Source organism: Streptomyces sp. NPDC101227 (assembly GCF_044767545.1).
Taxonomy (GTDB): Bacteria; Actinomycetota; Actinomycetes; order Streptomycetales; family Streptomycetaceae; genus Streptomyces.
In genome coordinates this window covers 328,681-348,298 of the sequence record NZ_JBIWOD010000005.1, presented here as the reverse complement: position 1 = coordinate 348,298, position 19,618 = coordinate 328,681, and the positions used below count along the sequence as shown (strand labels likewise).

13 protein-coding genes, 1 tRNA gene, 1 other RNA gene and 1 pseudogene are annotated in these 19,618 nt (G+C 70.2%); 11 read left to right on the top strand and 5 right to left on the bottom strand.

Going from position 1 to position 19,618, the window contains the following annotated elements:
• Positions 1-225 precede the first annotated feature (225 nt).
• Both ACIRPT_RS13975 and ffs read right to left on the bottom strand, forming a co-directional pair.
• Positions 226-2,730, bottom strand: a complete 2,505-nt coding sequence (locus ACIRPT_RS13975) for a DNA polymerase III subunit gamma and tau (RefSeq protein WP_403826638.1) — start codon at positions 2,728-2,730, stop codon at positions 226-228.
• A gap of 88 nt (positions 2,731-2,818) precedes the next feature.
• Positions 2,819-2,917, bottom strand: an RNA gene (ffs, locus tag ACIRPT_RS13970) — signal recognition particle sRNA small type.
• 131 nt (positions 2,918-3,048) lie between these two features.
• On the opposite strand from ffs, the gene ACIRPT_RS13965 reads away from it, so the two are divergent.
• Positions 3,049-3,136: transfer RNA gene (locus tag ACIRPT_RS13965), tRNA-Ser, on the top strand.
• Positions 3,137-3,229: 93 nt separating this feature from the next.
• Here ACIRPT_RS13965 and ACIRPT_RS13960 read toward each other — a convergent pair.
• From ACIRPT_RS13960 to ACIRPT_RS13950, 3 genes are all read right to left on the bottom strand, one after another.
• Complete coding sequence (locus ACIRPT_RS13960; protein WP_403826635.1) at positions 3,230-4,111, bottom strand: GNAT family N-acetyltransferase; 882 nt, start codon at positions 4,109-4,111, stop codon at positions 3,230-3,232.
• Positions 4,112-4,197: 86 nt separating this feature from the next.
• Positions 4,198-4,956, bottom strand: coding sequence for a VOC family protein (locus ACIRPT_RS13955; protein WP_403827083.1), 759 nt, complete (start codon positions 4,954-4,956; stop codon positions 4,198-4,200).
• A gap of 98 nt (positions 4,957-5,054) precedes the next feature.
• On the bottom strand, positions 5,055-5,645 hold the full coding sequence (locus ACIRPT_RS13950) for a dihydrofolate reductase family protein (protein ID WP_403827081.1): 591 nt from the start codon (positions 5,643-5,645) through the stop codon (positions 5,055-5,057).
• 107 nt (positions 5,646-5,752) lie between these two features.
• On the opposite strand from ACIRPT_RS13950, the gene ACIRPT_RS13945 reads away from it, so the two are divergent.
• From ACIRPT_RS13945 to ACIRPT_RS13900, 10 genes and pseudogenes are all read left to right on the top strand, one after another.
• A complete protein-coding gene (locus ACIRPT_RS13945) occupies positions 5,753-6,382 on the top strand; it encodes a TetR/AcrR family transcriptional regulator (RefSeq protein WP_403827079.1) in 630 nt (209 codons plus the stop codon).
• A 393-nt stretch (positions 6,383-6,775) separates the two neighbouring features.
• Complete coding sequence (locus tag ACIRPT_RS13940) at positions 6,776-8,512, top strand: N-6 DNA methylase (RefSeq protein ID WP_403826632.1); 1,737 nt, start codon at positions 6,776-6,778, stop codon at positions 8,510-8,512.
• Positions 8,509-9,684, top strand: coding sequence for a restriction endonuclease subunit S (locus ACIRPT_RS13935; protein WP_403826629.1), 1,176 nt, complete (start codon positions 8,509-8,511; stop codon positions 9,682-9,684). Before ACIRPT_RS13940 ends, ACIRPT_RS13935 begins: the two co-directional genes overlap by 4 nt.
• A gap of 1 nt (position 9,685) precedes the next feature.
• Complete coding sequence (locus ACIRPT_RS13930; protein ID WP_403826626.1) at positions 9,686-12,829, top strand: type I restriction endonuclease subunit R; 3,144 nt, start codon at positions 9,686-9,688, stop codon at positions 12,827-12,829.
• 161 nt (positions 12,830-12,990) lie between these two features.
• Positions 12,991-13,330 (top strand): annotated as a pseudogene (locus ACIRPT_RS13925) (restriction endonuclease); the annotation flags it as partial.
• Between the two features lie 430 nt (positions 13,331-13,760).
• The gene (locus ACIRPT_RS13920) at positions 13,761-14,507 is read left to right on the top strand and encodes a Crp/Fnr family transcriptional regulator (protein WP_403826623.1); all 747 of its coding nucleotides are present in this window, start codon (positions 13,761-13,763) and stop codon (positions 14,505-14,507) included.
• Between the two features lie 116 nt (positions 14,508-14,623).
• Complete coding sequence (locus ACIRPT_RS13915; protein ID WP_403826620.1) at positions 14,624-15,475, top strand: hypothetical protein; 852 nt, start codon at positions 14,624-14,626, stop codon at positions 15,473-15,475.
• 5 nt (positions 15,476-15,480) lie between these two features.
• Complete coding sequence (locus tag ACIRPT_RS13910) at positions 15,481-18,003, top strand: hypothetical protein (RefSeq protein WP_403826617.1); 2,523 nt, start codon at positions 15,481-15,483, stop codon at positions 18,001-18,003.
• The gene (locus ACIRPT_RS13905; protein WP_403826614.1) at positions 17,996-19,054 is read left to right on the top strand and encodes a hypothetical protein; all 1,059 of its coding nucleotides are present in this window, start codon (positions 17,996-17,998) and stop codon (positions 19,052-19,054) included. The genes ACIRPT_RS13910 and ACIRPT_RS13905 overlap by 8 nt, the downstream gene beginning before the upstream one ends.
• On the top strand, positions 19,054-19,605 hold the full coding sequence (locus ACIRPT_RS13900; RefSeq protein WP_403499149.1) for a Pycsar system effector family protein: 552 nt from the start codon (positions 19,054-19,056) through the stop codon (positions 19,603-19,605). The genes ACIRPT_RS13905 and ACIRPT_RS13900 overlap by 1 nt, the downstream gene beginning before the upstream one ends.
• Positions 19,606-19,618: the final 13 nt, after the last annotated feature.

Genomic DNA, 19,618 nt, shown 5'->3' with positions numbered 1-19,618 from the left:
AGCCTACGTGTTTCCCGCGCGCCGCGCCCTACGCCGTACGGAGGAGCCCGGATATGCCCCGCGGGCCCCCGCGCGCACGGGCATTCGCCGCTATTCCACGCCAATCGGGGCATCCGAGCGCCGGTTCGCACCGGCCGCCCGACCACCCCGTATGACGGACCGCGACCGCCCGCAACAATGCGTCACTCACGGGCCCGCGCACCTCCCCCTCAGCCGTCCATTCGCTCACTCGTTGTTGTCGAACTCTTCCACCACTGTTGCGCCCAGCTCCCGGACGATCAGGTCGTGGCCGCTGAGCGCGGAGTCGACGAGATCCGGGTCGTCCTCGGCCGGCATGTCGTACTCGATCGACATCGGCGGGGGCTCCGGCGGCGTGTACGAGGGCTCCGGCGCGGGCGCGCTCCGGCCGCCTCCGGCGGACGCCGCGGGGGCCACCGCCTCCCGCGCCATCCGCGCGCCCTGGCTCCCGCCGCCGGACCCGCCACCCTGGCCGTCCTGCCCGCCCTGCCCGTACTGCCCACCGGGGCCCTCGGGCGCCGCCGGGGCGCTCTGCCGGGGCGGCTGCGGCGCGGACTGCTGCGGCGCGGCGGGCGCCCCGCCGAAGCCGCCGCCCGCCCCGCCACCGCCGCTACGGGGCGCGCCACCGGCCGGGGGGTTGGCACCGCCCGACGGGTCGACGATCGCCTCGACCCGCCACTGCACATGGAACCGCTCGGCCAGCACGTCCTTGAGGACGTCCTCGCTGCCGCCGTTGGCGAAGCTGTCGCGCGCTCCGGCGTTGGGGAAGCCGATCTGCAGGGTCGTGCCGTCGAAGCCGGACACCTGAGCGTTCTGGCTCAGCAGGATCCAGGTGAACCGCCGGCGGCCCTTGACCGCGTCCAGGATGTCCGGCCACATCTGCCGCACCTGCGCGGCGCCCTGAGCGGCCCCGGCCCCCGACTGCTGCTGTACGGGCGCGGGCGGGCCGGCGGCCGGTCCGGTGGCGGGCGGCGCAGCGGCGGGCGGCGGCCCCGCGGGGGCGCCTCCCTGCGCCGCCTGGCCGCCCTGCCCCGGCGCCACGGCCGACGGCCAGCCGCCGGGCTGCCGTCCGCCACCGCCGCCACCTGCCCCCGCGCTGCCACCTGCGTTGCCGCCGGCACCGCCACCAGCAGCGCCGCCGGTGGCGCCGGGCCACGCCCCGGGCCGCGTCGGCGCATTCGCCGGTCCGCCGCCCTGCGCCGCCGCGCCGCCCACGTCGGCCCGCTGATGCTCGCCACCGGAACCGCCGGGCGCACACGCAGCGGCGGGCGCAGCCGCCGGCGGGGACTGAGCCGGGGCCTGAGCCGGCGGCACCTGACTTTCACCACCACTGCCACTGCCGCTGCCACTGCCACTGCCCGTGGCCCCCCGTACCGCGGCCCGCGCGGCCGCCGGCCCGGACGGTCCCCCGGGCGCCGCCACCGGATGGGCCTCCGGCCCCGGCACATACCCGGCCGCCGGCCCGCCCCCGGAGGAGACGACCGGCGCCCCGGCCCCCGAAACACCGCCACCGGCGGGCATCCCGCCGCTCATACCGACCGGCGCCATCGCGCCCGCGCCGCGCTCGAGCCGGTCCAGCCGCGCCTGCACCGACCGCTCGTCGTCGTACGCCGCGGGTAGCAGTACCCGCGCGCAGATCAGCTCCAGCTGCAGCCGCGGCGAGGTCGCCCCGCGCATCTCCGTCAGACCCGTATTGACCAGGTCAGCGGCCCGGCTGAGCTCCGCCGCCCCGAACACGGACGCCTGCGCCGACATCCGCTCCACCACATCGGCGGGAGCGTCGATCAGGCCCTTCTCCCCCGCGTCCGGCACCGCCGCCAAAATCACCAGATCCCGCAGCCGCTCCAGCAGGTCGGCCACGAAACGGCGGGGATCATTGCCGCCCTCGATGACGCGGTCGACCACCTCGAAGGCCGCCGCCCCGTCCCCCGCGGCGAACGCCTCGACGACGGAATCCAGCAGCGATCCGTCGGTGTACCCCAGCAGAGCCGTCGCCATGGCGTATGTCACACCGTCGGCGGCCGCCCCGGCGAGCAGCTGATCCATCACCGACATCGAGTCACGTACGGAACCGGCACCCGCCCGCACGACCAGCGGCAGCACGCCGTCCTCGACCGGGATGTCCTCCTGCCCGCACACCTGCCCCAGGTACTCGCGCAGCGTCCCCGGCGGCACCAGCCGGAACGGGTAGTGATGCGTCCGCGACCGGATCGTCCCGATGACCTTCTCGGGCTCGGTCGTCGCAAAGATGAACTTCAGATGCTCCGGCGGCTCCTCGACGACCTTGAGCAGCGCGTTGAAGCCCGCCGACGTGACCATGTGGGCCTCGTCGATGATGTAGATCTTGTAGCGGCTGCTCGCCGGCCCGAAGAACGCCTTCTCCCGCAGCTCACGGGCGTCGTCCACGCCACCGTGCGACGCCGCGTCGATCTCGATCACATCGATCGAGCCCCGCCCGTTCCTGGCCAGGTCCACGCACGACTGGCACGTCCCGCAGGGCGTGGGAGTGGGACCTTCCTCACAGTTCAAGCACCGCGCCAGGATCCGCGCGCTGGTCGTCTTGCCACAGCCGCGCGGCCCACTGAAGAGATACGCGTGGTTGACCCGGTTGTTCCGCAACGCCTGCTGCAGCGGGTCGGTCACGTGCTCTTGCCCGATGACCTCGGCGAAGGTCTCGGGTCGGTAGCGGCGGTACAGCGCAAGGGACGACACGCATACGACGATATCGGGCCGCACTGACAACCGGCCCTTGCCCGAACGCTCGACCTCTCCCCCGTGAGCAGGCCCGGCCCCGTGCCCCAACGCAAGCGCCCCCCACGCACCCGCCAGAGCCAACCTACCCTTGCTGCCTTCCGGCCCTGGGGGAGTTCAGTCAGATAGCGCCACGTGAGGGGCTGCGCTCCACACTAGCGGATCCCCCGCCCAACAATCGAACCCGGCTCCCGCCCCCACCCCCGCTCCGATCCTCCGCGGCCCCCTCCTCCGGATCATGTTCGCGAGCACTCCCCAACGTCTTGTATTGTTTGCGGCGGAGGATTCGCCTAGTGGCCTAGGGCGCACGCTTGGAAAGCGTGTTGGGGGCAACCCCTCACGAGTTCGAATCTCGTATCCTCCGCCATTGCTCTCACCGGGCAATACGTCGAAGGGCCCCACCGCTTGCGGTGGGGCCCTTCGGCGTTCCTCGGCCCGCGTCCCGTGCGGGAGGGGCGGACTACAGGTCGAGCTGGTACTCGTGGGCCGTGTGCGTCGGGAGGTAGCCGAGCTCGTCGTTGACGCGCCGCATGTGCGGGTTGTTGTCGGCGGTGTCGGTCAGCAGGCCGGCGAGGTGGGGGTGGCGTCCGCGGGCCTGGATGATCGAGGCGGCCTTCATCCAGCGGGCGAGGCCGCGGCCGCGGTGCTCGGGCAGCACCGCCGTGCCGTAGTGCTGGGCGTCGCCCGTCCCGCTGCCGGGGACGACCAGTTCGGTGAAGCCGGTGATGGCGCCGTCCTGCCGGTCGACGGCCGCCACGGTGTGGAGGATGTCGCCGCGTGCGGAGACGGCGGTCGCCGCCGCCCGTACCCGGTCGAGGTCCCAGACCACCGTGCCGTAGTCGACGGCGCCCATCGGCATGTCGTCCATGGCCCGGCGCGACGCGACGAAGGTGTCGGCGAGTTCGTCGGGCACCGTCCCCTCCCACGCCGTCAGCCGGTAGCCGGCGTGCGGCGTCTCGGTGATGGCGGTGAGAGCGGGGAGGTCCGCCTCGGTCAGCGGCAGCCGGGTGTAGGTGAGGGCCAGTGCGGCGCGAAAGCCCCTGGCGGTGAGGAAGGCGGCGCCGGGGGATCCGGCCGTGGCCTGGGAGATGACGGTGCTCCGGCCGTCCTGGCGGGCGGCGGCGACGGCCGCGTCGAGCAGCAGGGTGCCCGCCCGCCCGCGCCGTTCGGCGGGGTGGACCTGAACGTCGAGTTCGGCGAGGTGGCGCTGGCCCTGCCTGGTGAACAGGCGCAGGAAGGCGTACCCGGCGGGACAGCCGTCGGGGCCGGCGGCCAGCCAGGCCAGGCGACGGCCGGCGGAGGTCTCCTCGGGGTCGGTCAGGGCGGTGATGCGCACGGACAAGTTGTCTCCGTCAGGGGAAGGACTGCGTGGGAAGGACTGTGTGGGGTGAGATGAGGTGGGGTGGGGTCTGTGTTGCGTCGGGGCGGTCACTGGGCCCAGGGCAGGGTGCGGGTGCCCTCGGTGCCGGGCACGGAGGCCACGCCGTCCGCGCGCATGACGACGTGGGCCTCGGCGGCCTCCGGGGCGTGGACCCGGCGGACAACGTCCGGTGGCAGAACGACGGTCGTGCCTGCCGAGATCTTTTCGGTGCGGCCGTCGCAGGTGACCTCGAGGACGCCGCTGGTCACCGTCCAGACCTGTTCGCGGCTGATGACGTGCTCGGGGCCGGTCTGTCCGGCCTCCATCTCGACGGTCCAGGTGCTGAGTTCCGTGCTGCCCCGGCTGGGGGCGGCCAGACCGGTCATGCGGGCGTTCGGGGACTCGGTGACGTTCTCGGCGGTGGGGGTGATCACGAGCATGGCGGGCTCCTCGGGTTGTGCGGGCTCGTCCGGCGCGGCCCATTCGACGAGCTGGACGACGATGCCGTTCGGGTCGGTCAGCTGGAACAGCCGCTCGCCCCAGGGCTCTTCGCGCAGCGGCATGGTGATCGGGGCGCCGGCCTCGCGCAGGCGGCGCTCCTCGGCCTCGATGCCGGTGACGGTGAGCGCAAAGATCAGGCCCGCGGCCTGCTGGTCGCGCTGCTCGGGCGGGAGCACCTCGCTGCCGCGACGGAGCAGCACGATGTCTGCGGCGGCGTCACCGCGGGTCAGGGACGCGAAGCCGTCGGCGGCCATGGCGACCTGGTAGCCGAGGTGGGCGCAGAGGAACTCACGCGAGGCGTCCACGTCGACGACGGTGAGGGACAGGGTGGAGGCGGTGACGTTCAGGGCAACTCCTGGCAGGTGCGGGCGTGGCAGGGCGAGGTCGGGCGGTGCGTCGTGTGCGGGGCCTGGCGGGCGCGGGGCTAGTCGGACGCCTTGGCGTAGGTGAGGACGACGTTGCCGCCGTCGAACACGCGGCTCTCCGCGAGCCGGAACGCGCGTGGCGCGAAGTCGGCGCGGAAGAGCGGGATGCCGGTGCCGGCCACGACCGGGTACTGCTTGACGATCAACTCGTCGATCTCGGGCAGGAGTTGCCCGGCCAGATCGGCACCGCCGCAGAGCCAGATCCCGAGCCCGTCCTCCTGCTTGAGCTTGCGCACCGCGGTGAGCGGGTCCTCGTCGGTGACCTCGACGGCCGGGTCCGGGCTCGTGGCGAGCGAGCGGGAGAAGACGATCTGCCGCAGATGGGCGTACGGGCTGGTGAGCCCCACGGCCAGGCCCGGCTCGTACGTGCCGCGGCCCATGAGGACCGTGTCGAAGCGCGTGCGGGGCGCGTCCCCGACGCCGAGCGCCGCACGGCCGGGCGTGGCGAGGGTGTCGGCGAACTCAGTGGTCAGGAAGGGCAGGTAGTCCTCCGTGACGTGCGGGGTGAAGAAGTCGAAGTCGCCGTCGGGGGCGGCGATGTAGCCGTCGATGGTGGTGCCGACGAAGTACGTGAGCTTGCGCAATCCCAGTCCGTTCACTCGGGCGAATTTTGCGATGGACGTAACTTTAGCCAGGGCCACCCAGTCGGTCAAGACTATTTTTACGACGGATGTAATATTGGCCCATGACTACCGAGATGGGGCTCCGCGAGTCCAAGAAGCAGGAGACCCGGCAGCTGATCTCCGACTGCGCCACCAAGCTCTTCATCAAGCAGGGCTTCGAGCAGACCACCATCGCCGAGATCGCCGCCGCGGCCCGCGTGTCCAAGAAGACGGTCACCAACTACTTCCCCCGCAAGGAAGACCTGGCCCTCGACCACCACGAGGCGTTCACCGAGGGCCTGGCCCGTACCGTCGCCGGGCGCGAGCCCGGCGAGGAGCCGCTCGCCGCGCTGGGACGGACATTCCGCACCGCACTGCTGGAGCACAGCCCCGTCGTCGGCTTCACCGGCCCCGCGTTCGCCCGCATGGTCGCCGACAGCCCCACCCTCACCGCCCGGCTCCGCGAACTGCACGACCAGCGGGAGGAGGCGCTCGCCGCAGCGCTGACCGCCGCCGCCCCGGATCCCACCCCGGCCATCGCGCCCCGCGCCGGCGCCGCCCTGATCGCCGCGGCGGACCGTCTGCTGTTCCGCCGCATCCAGGAACTCACCCTGGCCGGCCGCACCGACGACCAGATCGAGGCCACGCTGATCCCGGAAGCCGACCACCTGCGCACCCTCCTCGCCGCCGCCTTCGGCACCCACCTCGACGCCGGGACCGAATGACCTCGTGGCGTCGTGGCGTCGCGGCCTCGTGGCATCGCATCAGGCCCGAGAGCGGACGACGGGGGACGAGCCGCCCGGCCACGGTTCTGGCTGCAGTCGCCCGGCAGGGCCCAACGAGAGGATCTGCTGTGGCGTGGGCGACGAAATGCGTCGGCAGTCCGACGGGCGCCATACCTCTGGGGAGGGCCAGGCACACCGCACCAGCTCCGTGGCACGCCGCGCCCCGGGCGCGCCTCTGCCTGTCCGACAGCCACCTACCCAGCTGTGATCCAGCAACTGCCAGCGGGCCCCGAGGGGAGATCAGCACCGGCCGGGACGGACGATCCGGCCAATCATGTCGGTGGCCTCTGCCATGCTGGCATGTCCCACTAGCAGGCAGAGAGCAGGACCGAATTGAGCACCCTGGGTAACTTCGTGTGGTCGATCGCTGACCAGCTGCGAGGCGTCTACAGGCCACACCAGTACGGCGGCATCGTTCTCCCGTTCACGATCTTGCGACGCCTCGACTGCCTGCTCGAGCCCACCCGTGACGATGTCCGCGCCCTGGCCGAGAAGTTCGACGGTGGCGCCCTGGACGTCCAGGTCAAGCGCAAGACCGGCCTGACCTTCTACAACACCTCGCAGTACGACTTCGCCCGGCTGCTCGAGGACCCCGAGGGCCTGCGCGCCAACCTGATCGACTACATCTCGCACTTCTCCGGCAACATCGACGTCTTCGAGCGCTTCGGCTTCGAGGCGGAGATCAACAGGCTCGAAGAGAAGAACCGGCTGTACCTGATCGTCGCCAAGTTCGCCGAGGTGGACCTGCACCCGGACACCGTCCCCAACGCGGCGATGGGCGACCTGTACGAGTACTTGATCTACAAATTCGCAGAAGCCTCCAACGAGGAGGCCGGCGAGCACTACACCCCGCGCGACGCGATCCGTCTCATGGTCGACCTGCTGTTCGCGGAGGAAAACGAGGCCCTGCTGGAGCCGGGCACCATCCGCACGATCTACGACCCCACCGCCGGCACGGGCGGCATGCTCTCAGTGGCCGAGGAGCGCTTGCTCGAGCGCAACCCGCAGGCCCGGCTGCGCCTGTACGGGCAGGAGATCAACGACCTGTCCTACGCCATCTGCAAGTCCGACATGATCGGCAAGGGGCAGGAAGTCAGCAACATCCGCCTCGGCGACACTCTGGCCGACGACAAATTCTTCGACAAGACCTTCGACTTCTGTATGTCCAACCCGCCCTACGGGGTGGATTGGAGGGCCTCGGAGGCCGGTGTGCGAGAGGAGCGCAAGAAGGGTGAGCCGAGCGGCCGCTTCGGCCCTGGCCTGCCGCCGGTATCGGACGGCCAGATGCTCTTCCTGACACATCTGGCCCACAAGATGCGGCCGGCCCACGAGGGCGGCGGCCGCGCGGGCATCGTCCTGAACGGCTCCCCTCTCTTCACGGGCGCTCCGGAATCCGGCCCGTCGGAGATCCGCCGCTGGCTGCTGGAGAACGACCTGGTGGACGCGATCATCGCGCTGCCCACCGCCATGTTCTTCAACACCGGCATCGCCACCTACGTCTGGGTCCTGGACAACCGCAAGAAGCCCGAGCGGCGCGGGAAGGTCCAGCTGATCGATGCTTCCGGAATGTGGACCAAGATGCGCAAAAGCCTGGGTTCCAAGCGCAAGGAGATCGACGCAGCCACGCGCGAGCAGATCGTGAAGCTGTACGACTATTTCGGCGAGACTGAACACTCCAAAATCTGCAACACCACCGACTTCGGGTACTGGCAGATCACCATCGAACGTCCGCTGCTCGGCAATGACGACGAACGCGTAACCGACCGCAAGGGAAACCCCAAGCCAGATCCCAAGAAGCGCGACACGGAAAACGTTCCGTTCAACTACGGCGGCAACACGCTAGGCGATGCGGGCCGCGACGAAGCCGCTCGGGCCTACCTCAAGGACGAGGTACTGCCGTACGTGCCGGACGCCTGGATCGACACCAAGAAGACCAAGGTGGGCTATGAGATTTCCTTCACCCAGCTCTTCTACACCTACACTCCCCCGCGCCCGCTGGAGGAGATCGACCGCGACTTGGATGCGCAGATCCAAAAAATCATGGGCCTCCTACGCGAGGTAGAGAAATGAGCAACGGCTGGATGCCCTTCGGGAGAGCCGTATCCCTCGTGAAGGAGAAGTCCGCCGACCGCGATTTTCGGATCGGCCTGGAAGCCATCGAGCCGAAGACCGGACGCCTCGTCGACTCTCCGGTCACCGACTATAAAGGCGAGGGCTCGGCATTCGAGCCAGGGGACCTACTTTTCGGCAAATTGCGTCCGTATCTAGCAAAGGCATGGCTCGCCGATTCCCCCGGCGCTGCGGTCGGCGACTTCCATGTCTACCGCCCGAATCTGTCGAAGGTGGTACCCGAGTACCTGAGATACGCCCTGCTCAGCAGGGCTTTTCTCGACCCGGTCGAATCCTCCGTGTTCGGCGCGAAAATGCCCCGGGCCAACTGGGACTTCATACGGAACGTCGAAGTGTTCCTGCCGGCGCTATCTGATCAGCGCGCCATCGCCGAGTATCTAGACCTTGAGATCGGCGGGATCGACACGCTCATCGCAGAACAACAGCGTCTCGTGGAAATGCTGAGAGAAAGGCGTGCCGCCGTACTGCAACGCGCGGTCCGCCAAGGGGTGTGTGGCGAGAGAAAGCTGGTGGACTCAGGGGATCCGGTGGTGGGTTCCATTCCGGAAGCCTGGTCCCTCACCACCGTGCGTCGCCTCGCTGATTCCCTCGACTCGCGCCGCGTTCCGCTCAGCAGTGAGGAGCGAACAGGGAGGAAGGGGCCGTATCCGTACTACGGCGCCACCGCCGTCATCGACAGCGTCGATGAGTATTTGTTCGATGAGCCACTTGCCTTGGTGGCCGAGGACGGATTTGGCCTTCTTCTCAGGAGTAAGCCCATCGCTGTTGCCGTTGAAGGCAGGATTTGGGTAAATAACCATGCGCATGTCCTTCGCCCGAAGCAGGTGCCGCATACCCTTCTTGCGGCCCGTATCGAGGCCGAAAGCCTGGTGCCGTATATCTCCGGTTCGCGGCAGCCGAAGTTGACCGCCGATGCGCTCATGGGCATGCGGATCTCGTTCCCGCCCCCCGAGGAATGGGATGAGATCGTCTCTTATCTCGAAGAACAGACCACTCGGATCGACTCTCTGATCATTGAATCCGAGCGGTTGATCGAGCTTTCCCAAGAGCGTCGTTCCGCTCTCATCACAGCGGCCGTGACCGGCCAGATTGACGTCTGCCAGGAGGCCTGAGTTGGCACAGCACCACGAGACCGAGTTCGAGAAGGAGCTGTGCGAGTACCTGGCCGCACATGGCTGGCTGTACTCGAAAAACGACACCGGTTACGACCGCGAGCGTGCCCTGTTCCCCGCGGACTTCTTCGGATGGCTCAAGGACACACAACCGGACGAGCTGGCCAAGGTCGTCAAGGCCGGCGCCGCGGACGAGGCCAAGCAGCGCGAGCAGGTGCTGGACCGGCTGGTGAAGTTCCTGGCGATCGACATGGAGAACGGTGGCGGAACGCTCAACGTGCTGCGCCACGGGTTCAGGCACTTGTCCGCCAAGTTCCGCATGTGCCAGTTCAAGCCCGAGTCCACCCTGAACGCCAAGACGGTGGCGGACTACGAGAAGGGCCGGCTGCGCGTGATGCGGCAAGTCCACTTCTCCGCTACTGACCAGCGCAGCGTGGACCTGGTGTTTTTCATCAACGGCCTGCCGGTGGCGACGGCCGAGCTCAAGACCGACTTCACGCAGACGGTCGAGGACGCCAAGCGGCAGTACAAGACGAGCCGGCAGCCGAAGGACCCGGGGACCAAGCACGTACAGCCACTGTTCACTTCCGGGCGCGGCGCGCTGGTGCACTTCGCGGTGTCAAACGACGAGGTCTGGATGACCACGAAGCCGGCCGGCGAGAAGACATTCTTCCTGCCGTTCAACCGGGGCACCGAAGGCGGTGGGGCCGGCAATCCGCCCAACCCGGACGGGTCGCCGTCGTCCTACCTGTGGGAGCGCGTGCTGCAGCGGGAAGCATGGCTGAACATCTTCGGCCGGTTCATGTACATCAAGCACGACCGGCGCACCGACCCGATCTCCGGCAAGACGACACGGTCGGCGACGCTGCGCTTCCCGCGCTTCCACCAATGGGAGGCCGTCACCAAGGTCACCGATGCCGTGATCGAGGAAGGCGCCGGCCACCGGTACCTGATCCAACACTCGGCGGGCTCGGGAAAGACCGACTCGATCTCCTGGCTGTCCCACCGCCTGGCCCGCCTGCAGGCGGGCAACTCGAAGGTCTTCGACTCGGTCATCGTGGTCACCGATCGGACCGTGCTGGACGGGCAGTTGCAGGACGCGATCAAGCAGATCGACAACGACCAGGGCATCGTTCTGGCCATCGACCGCAGGCAGGCCGCCCGCGAGGGTTCCTCCAAGTCGGGGATGCTGGCCAAGGCCCTGGCGGACGGCAAGCTGATCATCGTCGTCACGATCCAGACCTTCCCCCACGCAATGGCCGAGATCCGGCAGTCGAAGGGCCTGAAGGGCAAGAAGTTCGCCGTCATCGCCGACGAGGCGCACTCCTCGCAGTCCGGGCAGGTGGCCGGCAAGCTGAAGGCCGTGCTGACCTCCGAGGAGCTCAAGGAGGTCGAGGAGGGCGGCGAGATCGACGTCGAGTCGATACTGGCTGCCGAGGCGTCCGAGCGGGCCGTCAGCGAGAACATCTCCTACTTCGCCTTCACCGCCACGCCCAAGGGCAAGACCCTGGAGCTGTTCGGCCGGGTGCCCGACGGCAAGGACCTGCCGCCGCAGGCGTTCCACGTGTACTCGATGAAGCAGGCCGTCCAGGAAGGCTTCATCCTGGACGTTCTGCAGGGCTTCCACTCGTTCAAGCTGGCCTTCCAGGTGGGTCAGAACGCCGCCGGCGGCCCTGAGGTCGACCAGAGCGAGGCGACCAAGCAGGTCATGCGGTGGGTGAAGCTCAATCCGCAGACCATCGCGCAGAAGGCCGCGATCATCGTCGAGCACTTCCGCGCCAACGTCGCGCACCTGCTGGACGGACATGCCAAGGCCATGGTCGTAGCCGACTCCCGCAAGGGCGCAGTGCGCTTCAAACTGGACATCGACGACTACATAGCCAAAAAGGGCCTGGACTACGGCACCCTTGTGGCGTTCTCCGGCAAGGTCGACGACCCCGAGTCCGGTCCGGGGGACTTCACCGAAGCCTCCATGAACCCGGGCATACGTGACCTGCGCAGCGCGTTCCAGGGCGACGAGTGCAAGGTCATGATCGTCGCAAACAAGTTCCAGACCGGCTTCGACCAGCCGCTGCTGTGCGCCATGTACGTCGACCGACTCCTGTCGGGCGTGACGGCGGTGCAGACACTCTCGCGCCTCAACCGCACCTACCTCACTCCATCGGGCGCCCAGAAGACCTCGGCGATGACCCAAGTCGTGGATTTCGTGAACCCCCCGAAGGCCATCCAGGAGGCGTTCGAGCCGTACTACACCGACGCGCACCTGGAGCAGTGCACCGATCCAAACCTGGTGCACGATCTTTCCGCCAAGCTGGACACCTCCGGGATCTACACGCCCACCGAGATCGATCAGTGCGCCGAAGCGTTCGTGAAAAGCAAGGGCAACAACGCTCTGACGGCCGCGGTGACCCCGGGCAAGCAGCGGTTCCAGGACCGGTACACCGCTGCCCTTGCCGCGAACGGCGGCGAGGGAGACCAGGCCGCTCTGGACGAGCTCGACACGTTCCGCAAGGATGTCAGCACGTTCGTGCGCCTTTACGACTTCATGAGTCAGATCGTCGACTACGGCGACGCGGACCTCGAAAAACGCAGCATCTACTTGCGGCTCCTCGCCCGCCGCATCCAGCCCGACAACTTCACCGCCCCGATCGACTTGTCCGACGTCGTACTGCAGAACGTCAAACATGCCGACAAGGGCAAGACCGACATTGTCCTGGGCGGGGAGGACATTGCGCTCAAGGCCATGACGGGCGCCGGGTCGGCAGCCAAGAGGGACCCGAAGATGGTTGCGTTCCAGGCGGTCCTGGATCGACTCAACGACCTTTTCGGCAACGAGGACTTCACGCCGTCCCAGAAGGTGTCCTTCCTCGAGGCGCTGCTGGGCACCCTCCTGGACGACGCGGACCTCGTACAACAGGCCAAGGTCAACAGCCCTACCCAGTTCGCCGAATCCCCGGACTTCGACGATGCCGTCACGGGTGCAATCGCCGACAACCAGGACGCACACCACAAGATGAGCGACTACTTCTTCACCAGCACTCCGGGCCGGGCGCAGCTGATCACCGAAATCGCCAAGTGGTTCTACTCCGTTGCCATCGACCAAGCGGCGAAGGCCGGTGAGGACACGGAGCCGGACCATGGGTGATGCGGAGACCGGGATGCCCGGCGGGTGAGCCGGCCTCGAACTCACGGGCCCTGAACGGCCATTGGTGATCGCGGCCGACGTTGCGCCCCGGCCCGCCCCTCGACTCCTGCCGGGTCTCCGCTGCCCTCGGCAGCCCGGGGGCGTCGCCACGATCGCCCGTCATGGACTGGCTGGAGCCGGACCGCGAAGCTGCGGCACTGGACCAGGAGCGGGGCGCGTGCCCCGCACAAGCCGCTGTTGTTTCTGTAGGGCCTCGGGCGGTTTCAGCGGGATGGCGAGGGTCAGCTGCGGTACAGCGCGGTGGAGGGGGACCTGAAGCGGCTGCCGGCCGAGTACGGGCCGCCCCACAGGACGACGCCGGCCCACCCGTTCCATCACCTGGTCACCGGCGGGGTGTGGTCTCGCAGCGCTTCGTCGGCCACAGCCCCGCCGCCGCGGCCCACCGCTCCTGGCACGCCGGTCAGGTCTTCCACGGCGGCCCGCGCCCCGCACCGGCCGGCTGACAGCCGGAGCCAGTCGGGCCGCCGATCGCGACGCCCGGCGCCCTCGTGACGGGGCTGTTGTGGAGGGATCAACTCCCCTTGATACGGGGGGAATCGCCGTGCCGTCGACGGAAACCTGAGTTTTCGCCAAGTCTCACTCGCCTGTCCGGATCCTTGCGCCGTGCCGCCCGCACCGTCGGGCGTGGGGGCTGACCTCAGGGTCGTCGTCGGGGGTGGGGTGCGGGGCGCGCCGGCTGGGGGTACCGCGAGCGGGGGCGGGCGGGGAAAGTCCGGGGAGCGCGCCGGTCGTTCGGGCGGTCTAGCTGGACGTTCGACAGATACCAGCCAGTACGCACAAGCTGGCGCAATTTGCTCCACCCAGAGCCTCGCTCTGCGAGCATCATCGCTACGAAAATCAGCTGTACGGAACTGCCGTGGGGGGAGTGGCCATGGGGCTGCTCGGCGATGAGCTGGCGTTCGCACGGGCTTTGACGACCCGGGAGAACGAGAGCGTGATGGCGCTCGGAAACCGGAAGCACTATGTGGCCGATGCTCCTCTCCTGACGGAGGGCGAGCGGTCCCATCACGTCATGATCATTCTTCGGGGGTGGGTGACCGTTTCCGTATCGACGGACCGTGGTGCCACCCGGCTGATACTCGGCCTGCGCGGTCCCGGTGAACTGGTCGGTGAGATGGCCGCGTTGGACAGCCATCCCCGCAGCGCCACCGTGCGCGCGCTCGGCCCCACGGAGGCCCAGGTCATCTCCGGGGACGCGTTCCGTCGCTTTCTCGCCCTGCATCCCCGGGTCAGCGGGCTGGTGATACGCCAGCTCACCTTCCGGCTGCGCAGCGCCGACCAGGAGCGGTCCGCGCTCGCCTCGCTCACCGTGCTGCAGCGCCTGGCCAGTCGGCTCACCGAACTGTCGCGGGCCGAACCGTCCGGTCCCTACACCCCTTCCGGCCCCTACACCCCTTCCGCACCGAGTCCCTCGCGCTCGGGCACCGTCGTGCATCTGGCGCAGGACGAGCTGGCCGCCACCGTCGGAGCCACCCGCGAGGCCGTCGCCAAGGCGCTGCGGCTGCTGCGCGCCCAGCACGTCGTGCGTACCGGCAACCGCATGGTGGAGATCCTCGACCCCGAACTCCTCGCCCTCCTCGCGGACGGCCATCACGACGCGGACGGTCAACAGAGATAAAGCTCCCGGCCTGTCGTGTGTAAACCGCTACAGACGGCCTTCGTCCCGGGCCCGAAGCTGATGGGGACGACAAGGGAATCAGGACAGGGGACAGGGGGCATGGGGTGGATCGCTCGATGGATGTCACCGAAGCGCGCTACGAGTTGGTGATCAGCGTCGACGCCCGGCGTTCGGGGGACTACGACGACGTGGACAAGCCGCGGATGCGCGCCCGGATCTACCGGATCCTGGAAGCGGCGTTCGTCGGCGCCAACGTGGCGCGGGACGCCGTGCACATGGAGGACCGCGGCGACGGTGTGCTGCTGTCGGTGGCGGGCCGGATCGCGGTGACCCGGCTGCTCGGCCTGTGGATGGTCGAGGTGCACGAGAACCTGCGGGACGAGAACCGCGCCCTGCGCGTCCCCCTCGGGCTTCGGGTGGGCATGCATGTCGGCCCGGTCCGGCACGACGACCGGGGCATCAGCGGGCGCGCGGTCGACCTCGCGTGCCGGCTGGCCGACTCGCCCGTCGCCCGGCAGCTGCTGGACGCCGAGCGGGCCGACCTCGTGCTGGTGACCTCGCAGTCGCTGTACGAGGACGTGGTCAGCAGCGGCGGCAAGTTCATCGAGCCCGCGCACTATGCCCCGGCCCGGCTGGAACTCAAGGAGGGCGAGGTCACCGCCTGGTTCCGGCTTCCCGGGCGAACGGCTCCGGTGATGCCGGTGGGTGAGGCGGGGGGTGCGGGTGCGGCGCAGGGTGCCGGTGAGGCGGCGGCCGTCGGTGAGGCGGCGCCGGCCGCCGGTACGCGGCCGCCGGTGGAGGGTGACGCCGGGGCCGGGGCCGCCGATACGGACGCCGACGACCGGCCCGGTGCCTCCGGCGACCGCTACACCGTGCACGGCGACATGTCCCGGCACAGCGGCAACGTCTACCAACAGCCCGTGCACATCGGGCGGATCACCGGCGACGCCGGGCCGCGGAAGGACTGAGCCACGTGGCAGACGAGCAGCAGGCGGGCGGTCCCCCCGAGCGCGCGGCCGAGAAGCCGGCGGCCGATCCGGGGTCTCCCGGGGGCGACGAGAAGGCCAGGGACGACAGGGCCCGGGGGGACGAGGGCAAACGCGACGGTGACGGGGGCTCCGCGGAGGGCAGTGACGCCGAGAAGGAGCGGGAGAGGGAACGCGAGCGGGAGCGGGAGCGGGCCGCGGGACGGTTCAAGGAGTACACCCGCGACCCGCTCGCGGAGGAGCAGGGTGACGACGGGGCCGGGGCCACCGATCTCGCCGCGGCCTCGCGGGCGCGGCGCTCCACCCGGATGCTGTTCGACACCGGCCGGGACCTGAACAGCTTCGACCGTTCGTACATCCAGAGCGCCCATATCGGCGACATCCATCTGCGGATGGGCGCCCCCCGGTCCGGTGCGGGGATCCGCGGCGGACCCGTGCCCAACGAGGAGCTGAGCAGGCTCCGCCGGGTCCATGTGGAGCCGAAGGGGTACCTGCTGCTGCGCAACGCGCTCAGCGCCCGCCGGCTGCTGGTGCTCGGTGCCGCGCCCGGCACCGGACGTACCAGCACCGCGCTCTCCCTCCTCGACGAGGTCACCACCCTCGCGGTGGACGGCAACGGCGCGCGGCCCGAATCCGGCTCCCGGGTGCGGCGGGTCGATCCGGACGGCGGGGTACGGCAGCTGGCCGACTCGCTGGGCGGCGAGGCCGGGGAGAACGAGCCCGGCACCGGGTATCTGCTGGAGCTCTCCCTCACCAGGCCCGGTGCGCTGCCGCCGGATGCGATGGACCTGGACGGGCTGGCCGCGGCCCTGGACCGCTGCACGTCCTTCGCGGTGATCGTCGTGGCGGTCGGATCGGCGGCGAACCCGCTGCTGACCGGGCGGTACGGCATGCTCTGCCCGCCCGCGCCCACCGAGGAGCTCCTCACCACCCGGCTGGAGGAGCAGCTGGAGAACCACGCCGCCGCGACCCCGGACGGCCCCGGGCCCGCGGAGCTCCTGGCGAGCGCGGAGGAGCTGGCGGACCGGCCGGAGGTCCGGGACGCCGTCGGGCTGACGGACCTGCGCCCGGCCGAGGCCGAGCTGCTCGCGTCGCTGCTGGCCGGGCATCTGCTGGGCGACGTCTCCTACGAGGAGCTGCTGGCCGGGTGCCGGAGCCTGGCCGCCGGGCAGGCCCAGGAGTGGTTCGCCGGCGTGGACCGGGCGCTGACCGCGGCCCCGGCCGATGCGGAGGGGAGCGCGGGGCGGCCGGGTACGGCGGCCCTGTTCCACCCGGTGGCGTTCCGGATCGCGCTCGCCGTGCTGGGCGGGGCCTCGCACAGCGCCGTGGCCGCCGCCGCCCACCTGCTGACCTGGGAACTGTCCGTACAGAGCGATCCGGACAACACCCCGGCCCGCCCGCTGTTCTGCGACGACCCGGAATCCGATCTGGCGCTCTCGCGCGCCGTACTGACCGACGGCCGGGTCGAGGTGGCCGGTACCGAGGTGCCCGGCCGGCTGATCTGGTACCGGGGCCCGGCCCTGCCCGCCGCGGTGCTGACCGAGATCTGGGAGCGGCACTTCCCCGTCCGGGCGCCGGTCGTGCGCTGGCTGCGGCTGCTGGCGGACGATCCCCGTCCCCAGGTGTGGATGCGCGCAGCGGTGGCCGCCGGGGAGCTGAGCGTACGGGACTTCGACCACGGTTACGCGGAGCTGATCCGGCCGCTCGCCGAGGCGGCCACCCCGCGCCGTCGGGTCTTCGCGGCCACCACGATGGACCAGGCGGCCGGCCATGCCTCGCACCGCAAGGCGGTGTGCAAGCTGGTCGACGACTGGAGCCGCTACGGCACCAAGTCGCTGCGCTGGACCGCGGCGATGGCGCTGGGCTACGGGAACGCCGCCACCACCACGGACGACACCCTGGACGCGCTGGCCCGGATCGGGGTCCGCGACGACGGCGAGCAGCTGGCGGTCGCCTCGTTCAACGTCGTACGGCTGCTGGCGCTCCCGGACAGCGCGCAGGTGCTGCGGCGGATGGCCGGCTGGACGCACCACAAGCGCGAGGAGTACCAGGACCTCGGCCTGGTGACCACCGTCCGGCTCGCCCTGACGCGGGTGGACGAGGTGCTGGACGACGAGCCGGGCTCCCCGCTGGGCGACCGCGGGGACTGGCCGCTGCCTCTGGCGCTGGCCGCCACCCGCCCCGAACTCGTCGGCCCGATGGCCGACTTGATGTGGACCGCGCTGAACACCCCGCGTTCGAAGGACGTGGCCATGGACGCGCTGGAGTCCTTGCTGCGCTCGGCCGTGCGCAAGGACGGCGCCGAGTGGACCCGGCCGGGCCTGGCGGCGCTGCTGCCCGCGCTGGCGGCCGCGGAGCACGACCGGCGGCGGCTGGACTGGCTGCTGCGCCGAATGATGAACGATCCGGAGAATCCGCTCCCCGACGCGCAGGCGCGCTCCTTGTGGTGGCTCGCCGTTCCGCCGCGGGACCGGACGGGCGAGATGGACGAGGAGGAGACGCATGGCTGAGGACGAGGGCGTGGCGGTGGACTGGGCCGCCGACCCCGGGCCCGCGGGCCCGTTCCTGCGGGAGTACACGCCGACGGGTCCGTTCCGGCAGGCGAGTGCCCGGATGGCCTTGGTGATGTTCTACCGGAACGGCGGCTACAGCGTGGCCACCGTCTCCGGTGTCCAGCACCACAACAAGCGGGCGCTGGCCCGGCCGCACACCATCTGCGAGATCGCGCTCGGCACCTTCGAGACGACGCTCCAGATGGAGCTGCCGGCCGCGGGCGGCACCACGTTCTTCAAGGCCGAGGTGGACATCCACTGGACCGTGACCGATCCCCATCTGGCCGCCACCGAGGTCGTCACCGACGTCACCAAACGGCTCACCGCCCCGACGCTGGAGCGGCTGCGCGAGATCTCCTCGGAATTCCCGGTGACCCAGGCCGAAGCGGCCGACCGCGCCATCACCCGGCACTGCGCCAGCGGTCGCTGGGACGACCTGGGCGCCGAACTCGGCCTGCGGGTACGGCTGTACGTCCGGGTGCGGGTGGACGACCGGACGATCGACCACATGGACGGCATCCGGGACGCACACGCCTCGGCCGAGGTGACCCGGGTGCATCAGAGCAAGTTCCGGGCGATGCTCCAGGGCGGGGAGCTGGACCAGCTCAGCTACATGCTGGCGGCCGAACCCGAGGCGGCCAAGGACTTCCTGGAGAAGATCCGCCAGGAGGGCAGGCAGGACGAGAAGGAACGCGTCGAGCGGCTCTTCGACATGGTCGCCGGCGGCCAGATCCAGTCCAACGACGTGGAGACGCAGGCACTGGAGCTCCTCAACCAGGGCCGCCACCGCGTCCAGGGCCCCATCGGCTCGCTGCCCGCCCGCCGGGACACCCCGCAGCTGGAGCCGGCCGAGCCCGAGCCGTTCACCCCGGACTGGGTGGCGGACGAGCCGTCCGCACGGGCGGAGCGGGCGCCCCACCGGCCGGGGGACGAGGACGCCGAGGCGCGGCCGCCGCGCCGCCGGAACCGTAGCCGGGACGACGGATGGTCCTGGGCGGAGGAGGACTGATGGCTGCCGACGGCGGGGCGCCCGCTTCCCCCGATCCGATAGTGCCGGTGCCGGACGGGGGTCGGCACGGCCACGACCGGACGGGGGAGCGCATCGCCGAACGGCTGCTGAGCACGGTCAGGGAGGACCTCGGCCGGGCCGACTCCAAGGCGGCCGTGCTGCTCTCCGGGGCGCTGGCGCTGCCCGCGTTCCTGATCGGGCGGCACGACGCACCCGACTGGCGCGGGCCCGCCGGTGCCACGCTGATCGTCGCCGCGGCGCTCTGGGCGGTCGCGGTGACCGCGCTGGTGCGGGCGCTGATGCCGCGCACCGGCACGGTCCGCAGCCGGGACGGGGTGACGTTCTTCGGCGATCTGCTGCCTCCGCACGACTTCGCGCGGCTGTCCGCCGAGGTCGCCGAGGCGGGGCGCGATCCGGCCGGCTGGCTGCTCGTCCAGGCCGTGGACGTCAGCTCGATCCTGGCCGCCAAATACCGGGCCATCCGCTGGGGGGTGGGCGCGCTGGCGCCTTCGGCGGCGCTGGCGATGGCCTGGAGTCTGACGGCGCGCTGACCCGCGGCCCGCC

Bases quoted from the DNA above. Each gene is read 5' to 3' on its own strand.
- ACIRPT_RS13945 (WP_403827079.1), top strand. From the start codon at position 5,753: ATGGGGCTCCGCGAGTCCAAGAAGCAGGAGACCCGGCAGCTGATCTCC.
- ACIRPT_RS13935 (WP_403826629.1), top strand. From the start codon at position 8,509: ATGAGCAACGGCTGGATGCCCTTCGGGAGAGCCGTATCCCTCGTGAAG.
- ACIRPT_RS13920 (WP_403826623.1), top strand. From the start codon at position 13,761: ATGGGGCTGCTCGGCGATGAGCTGGCGTTCGCACGGGCTTTGACGACC.
- ACIRPT_RS13915 (WP_403826620.1), top strand. From the start codon at position 14,624: ATGGATGTCACCGAAGCGCGCTACGAGTTGGTGATCAGCGTCGACGCC.
- ACIRPT_RS13905 (WP_403826614.1), top strand. From the start codon at position 17,996: ATGGCTGAGGACGAGGGCGTGGCGGTGGACTGGGCCGCCGACCCCGGG.
- ACIRPT_RS13900 (WP_403499149.1), top strand. From the start codon at position 19,054: ATGGCTGCCGACGGCGGGGCGCCCGCTTCCCCCGATCCGATAGTGCCG.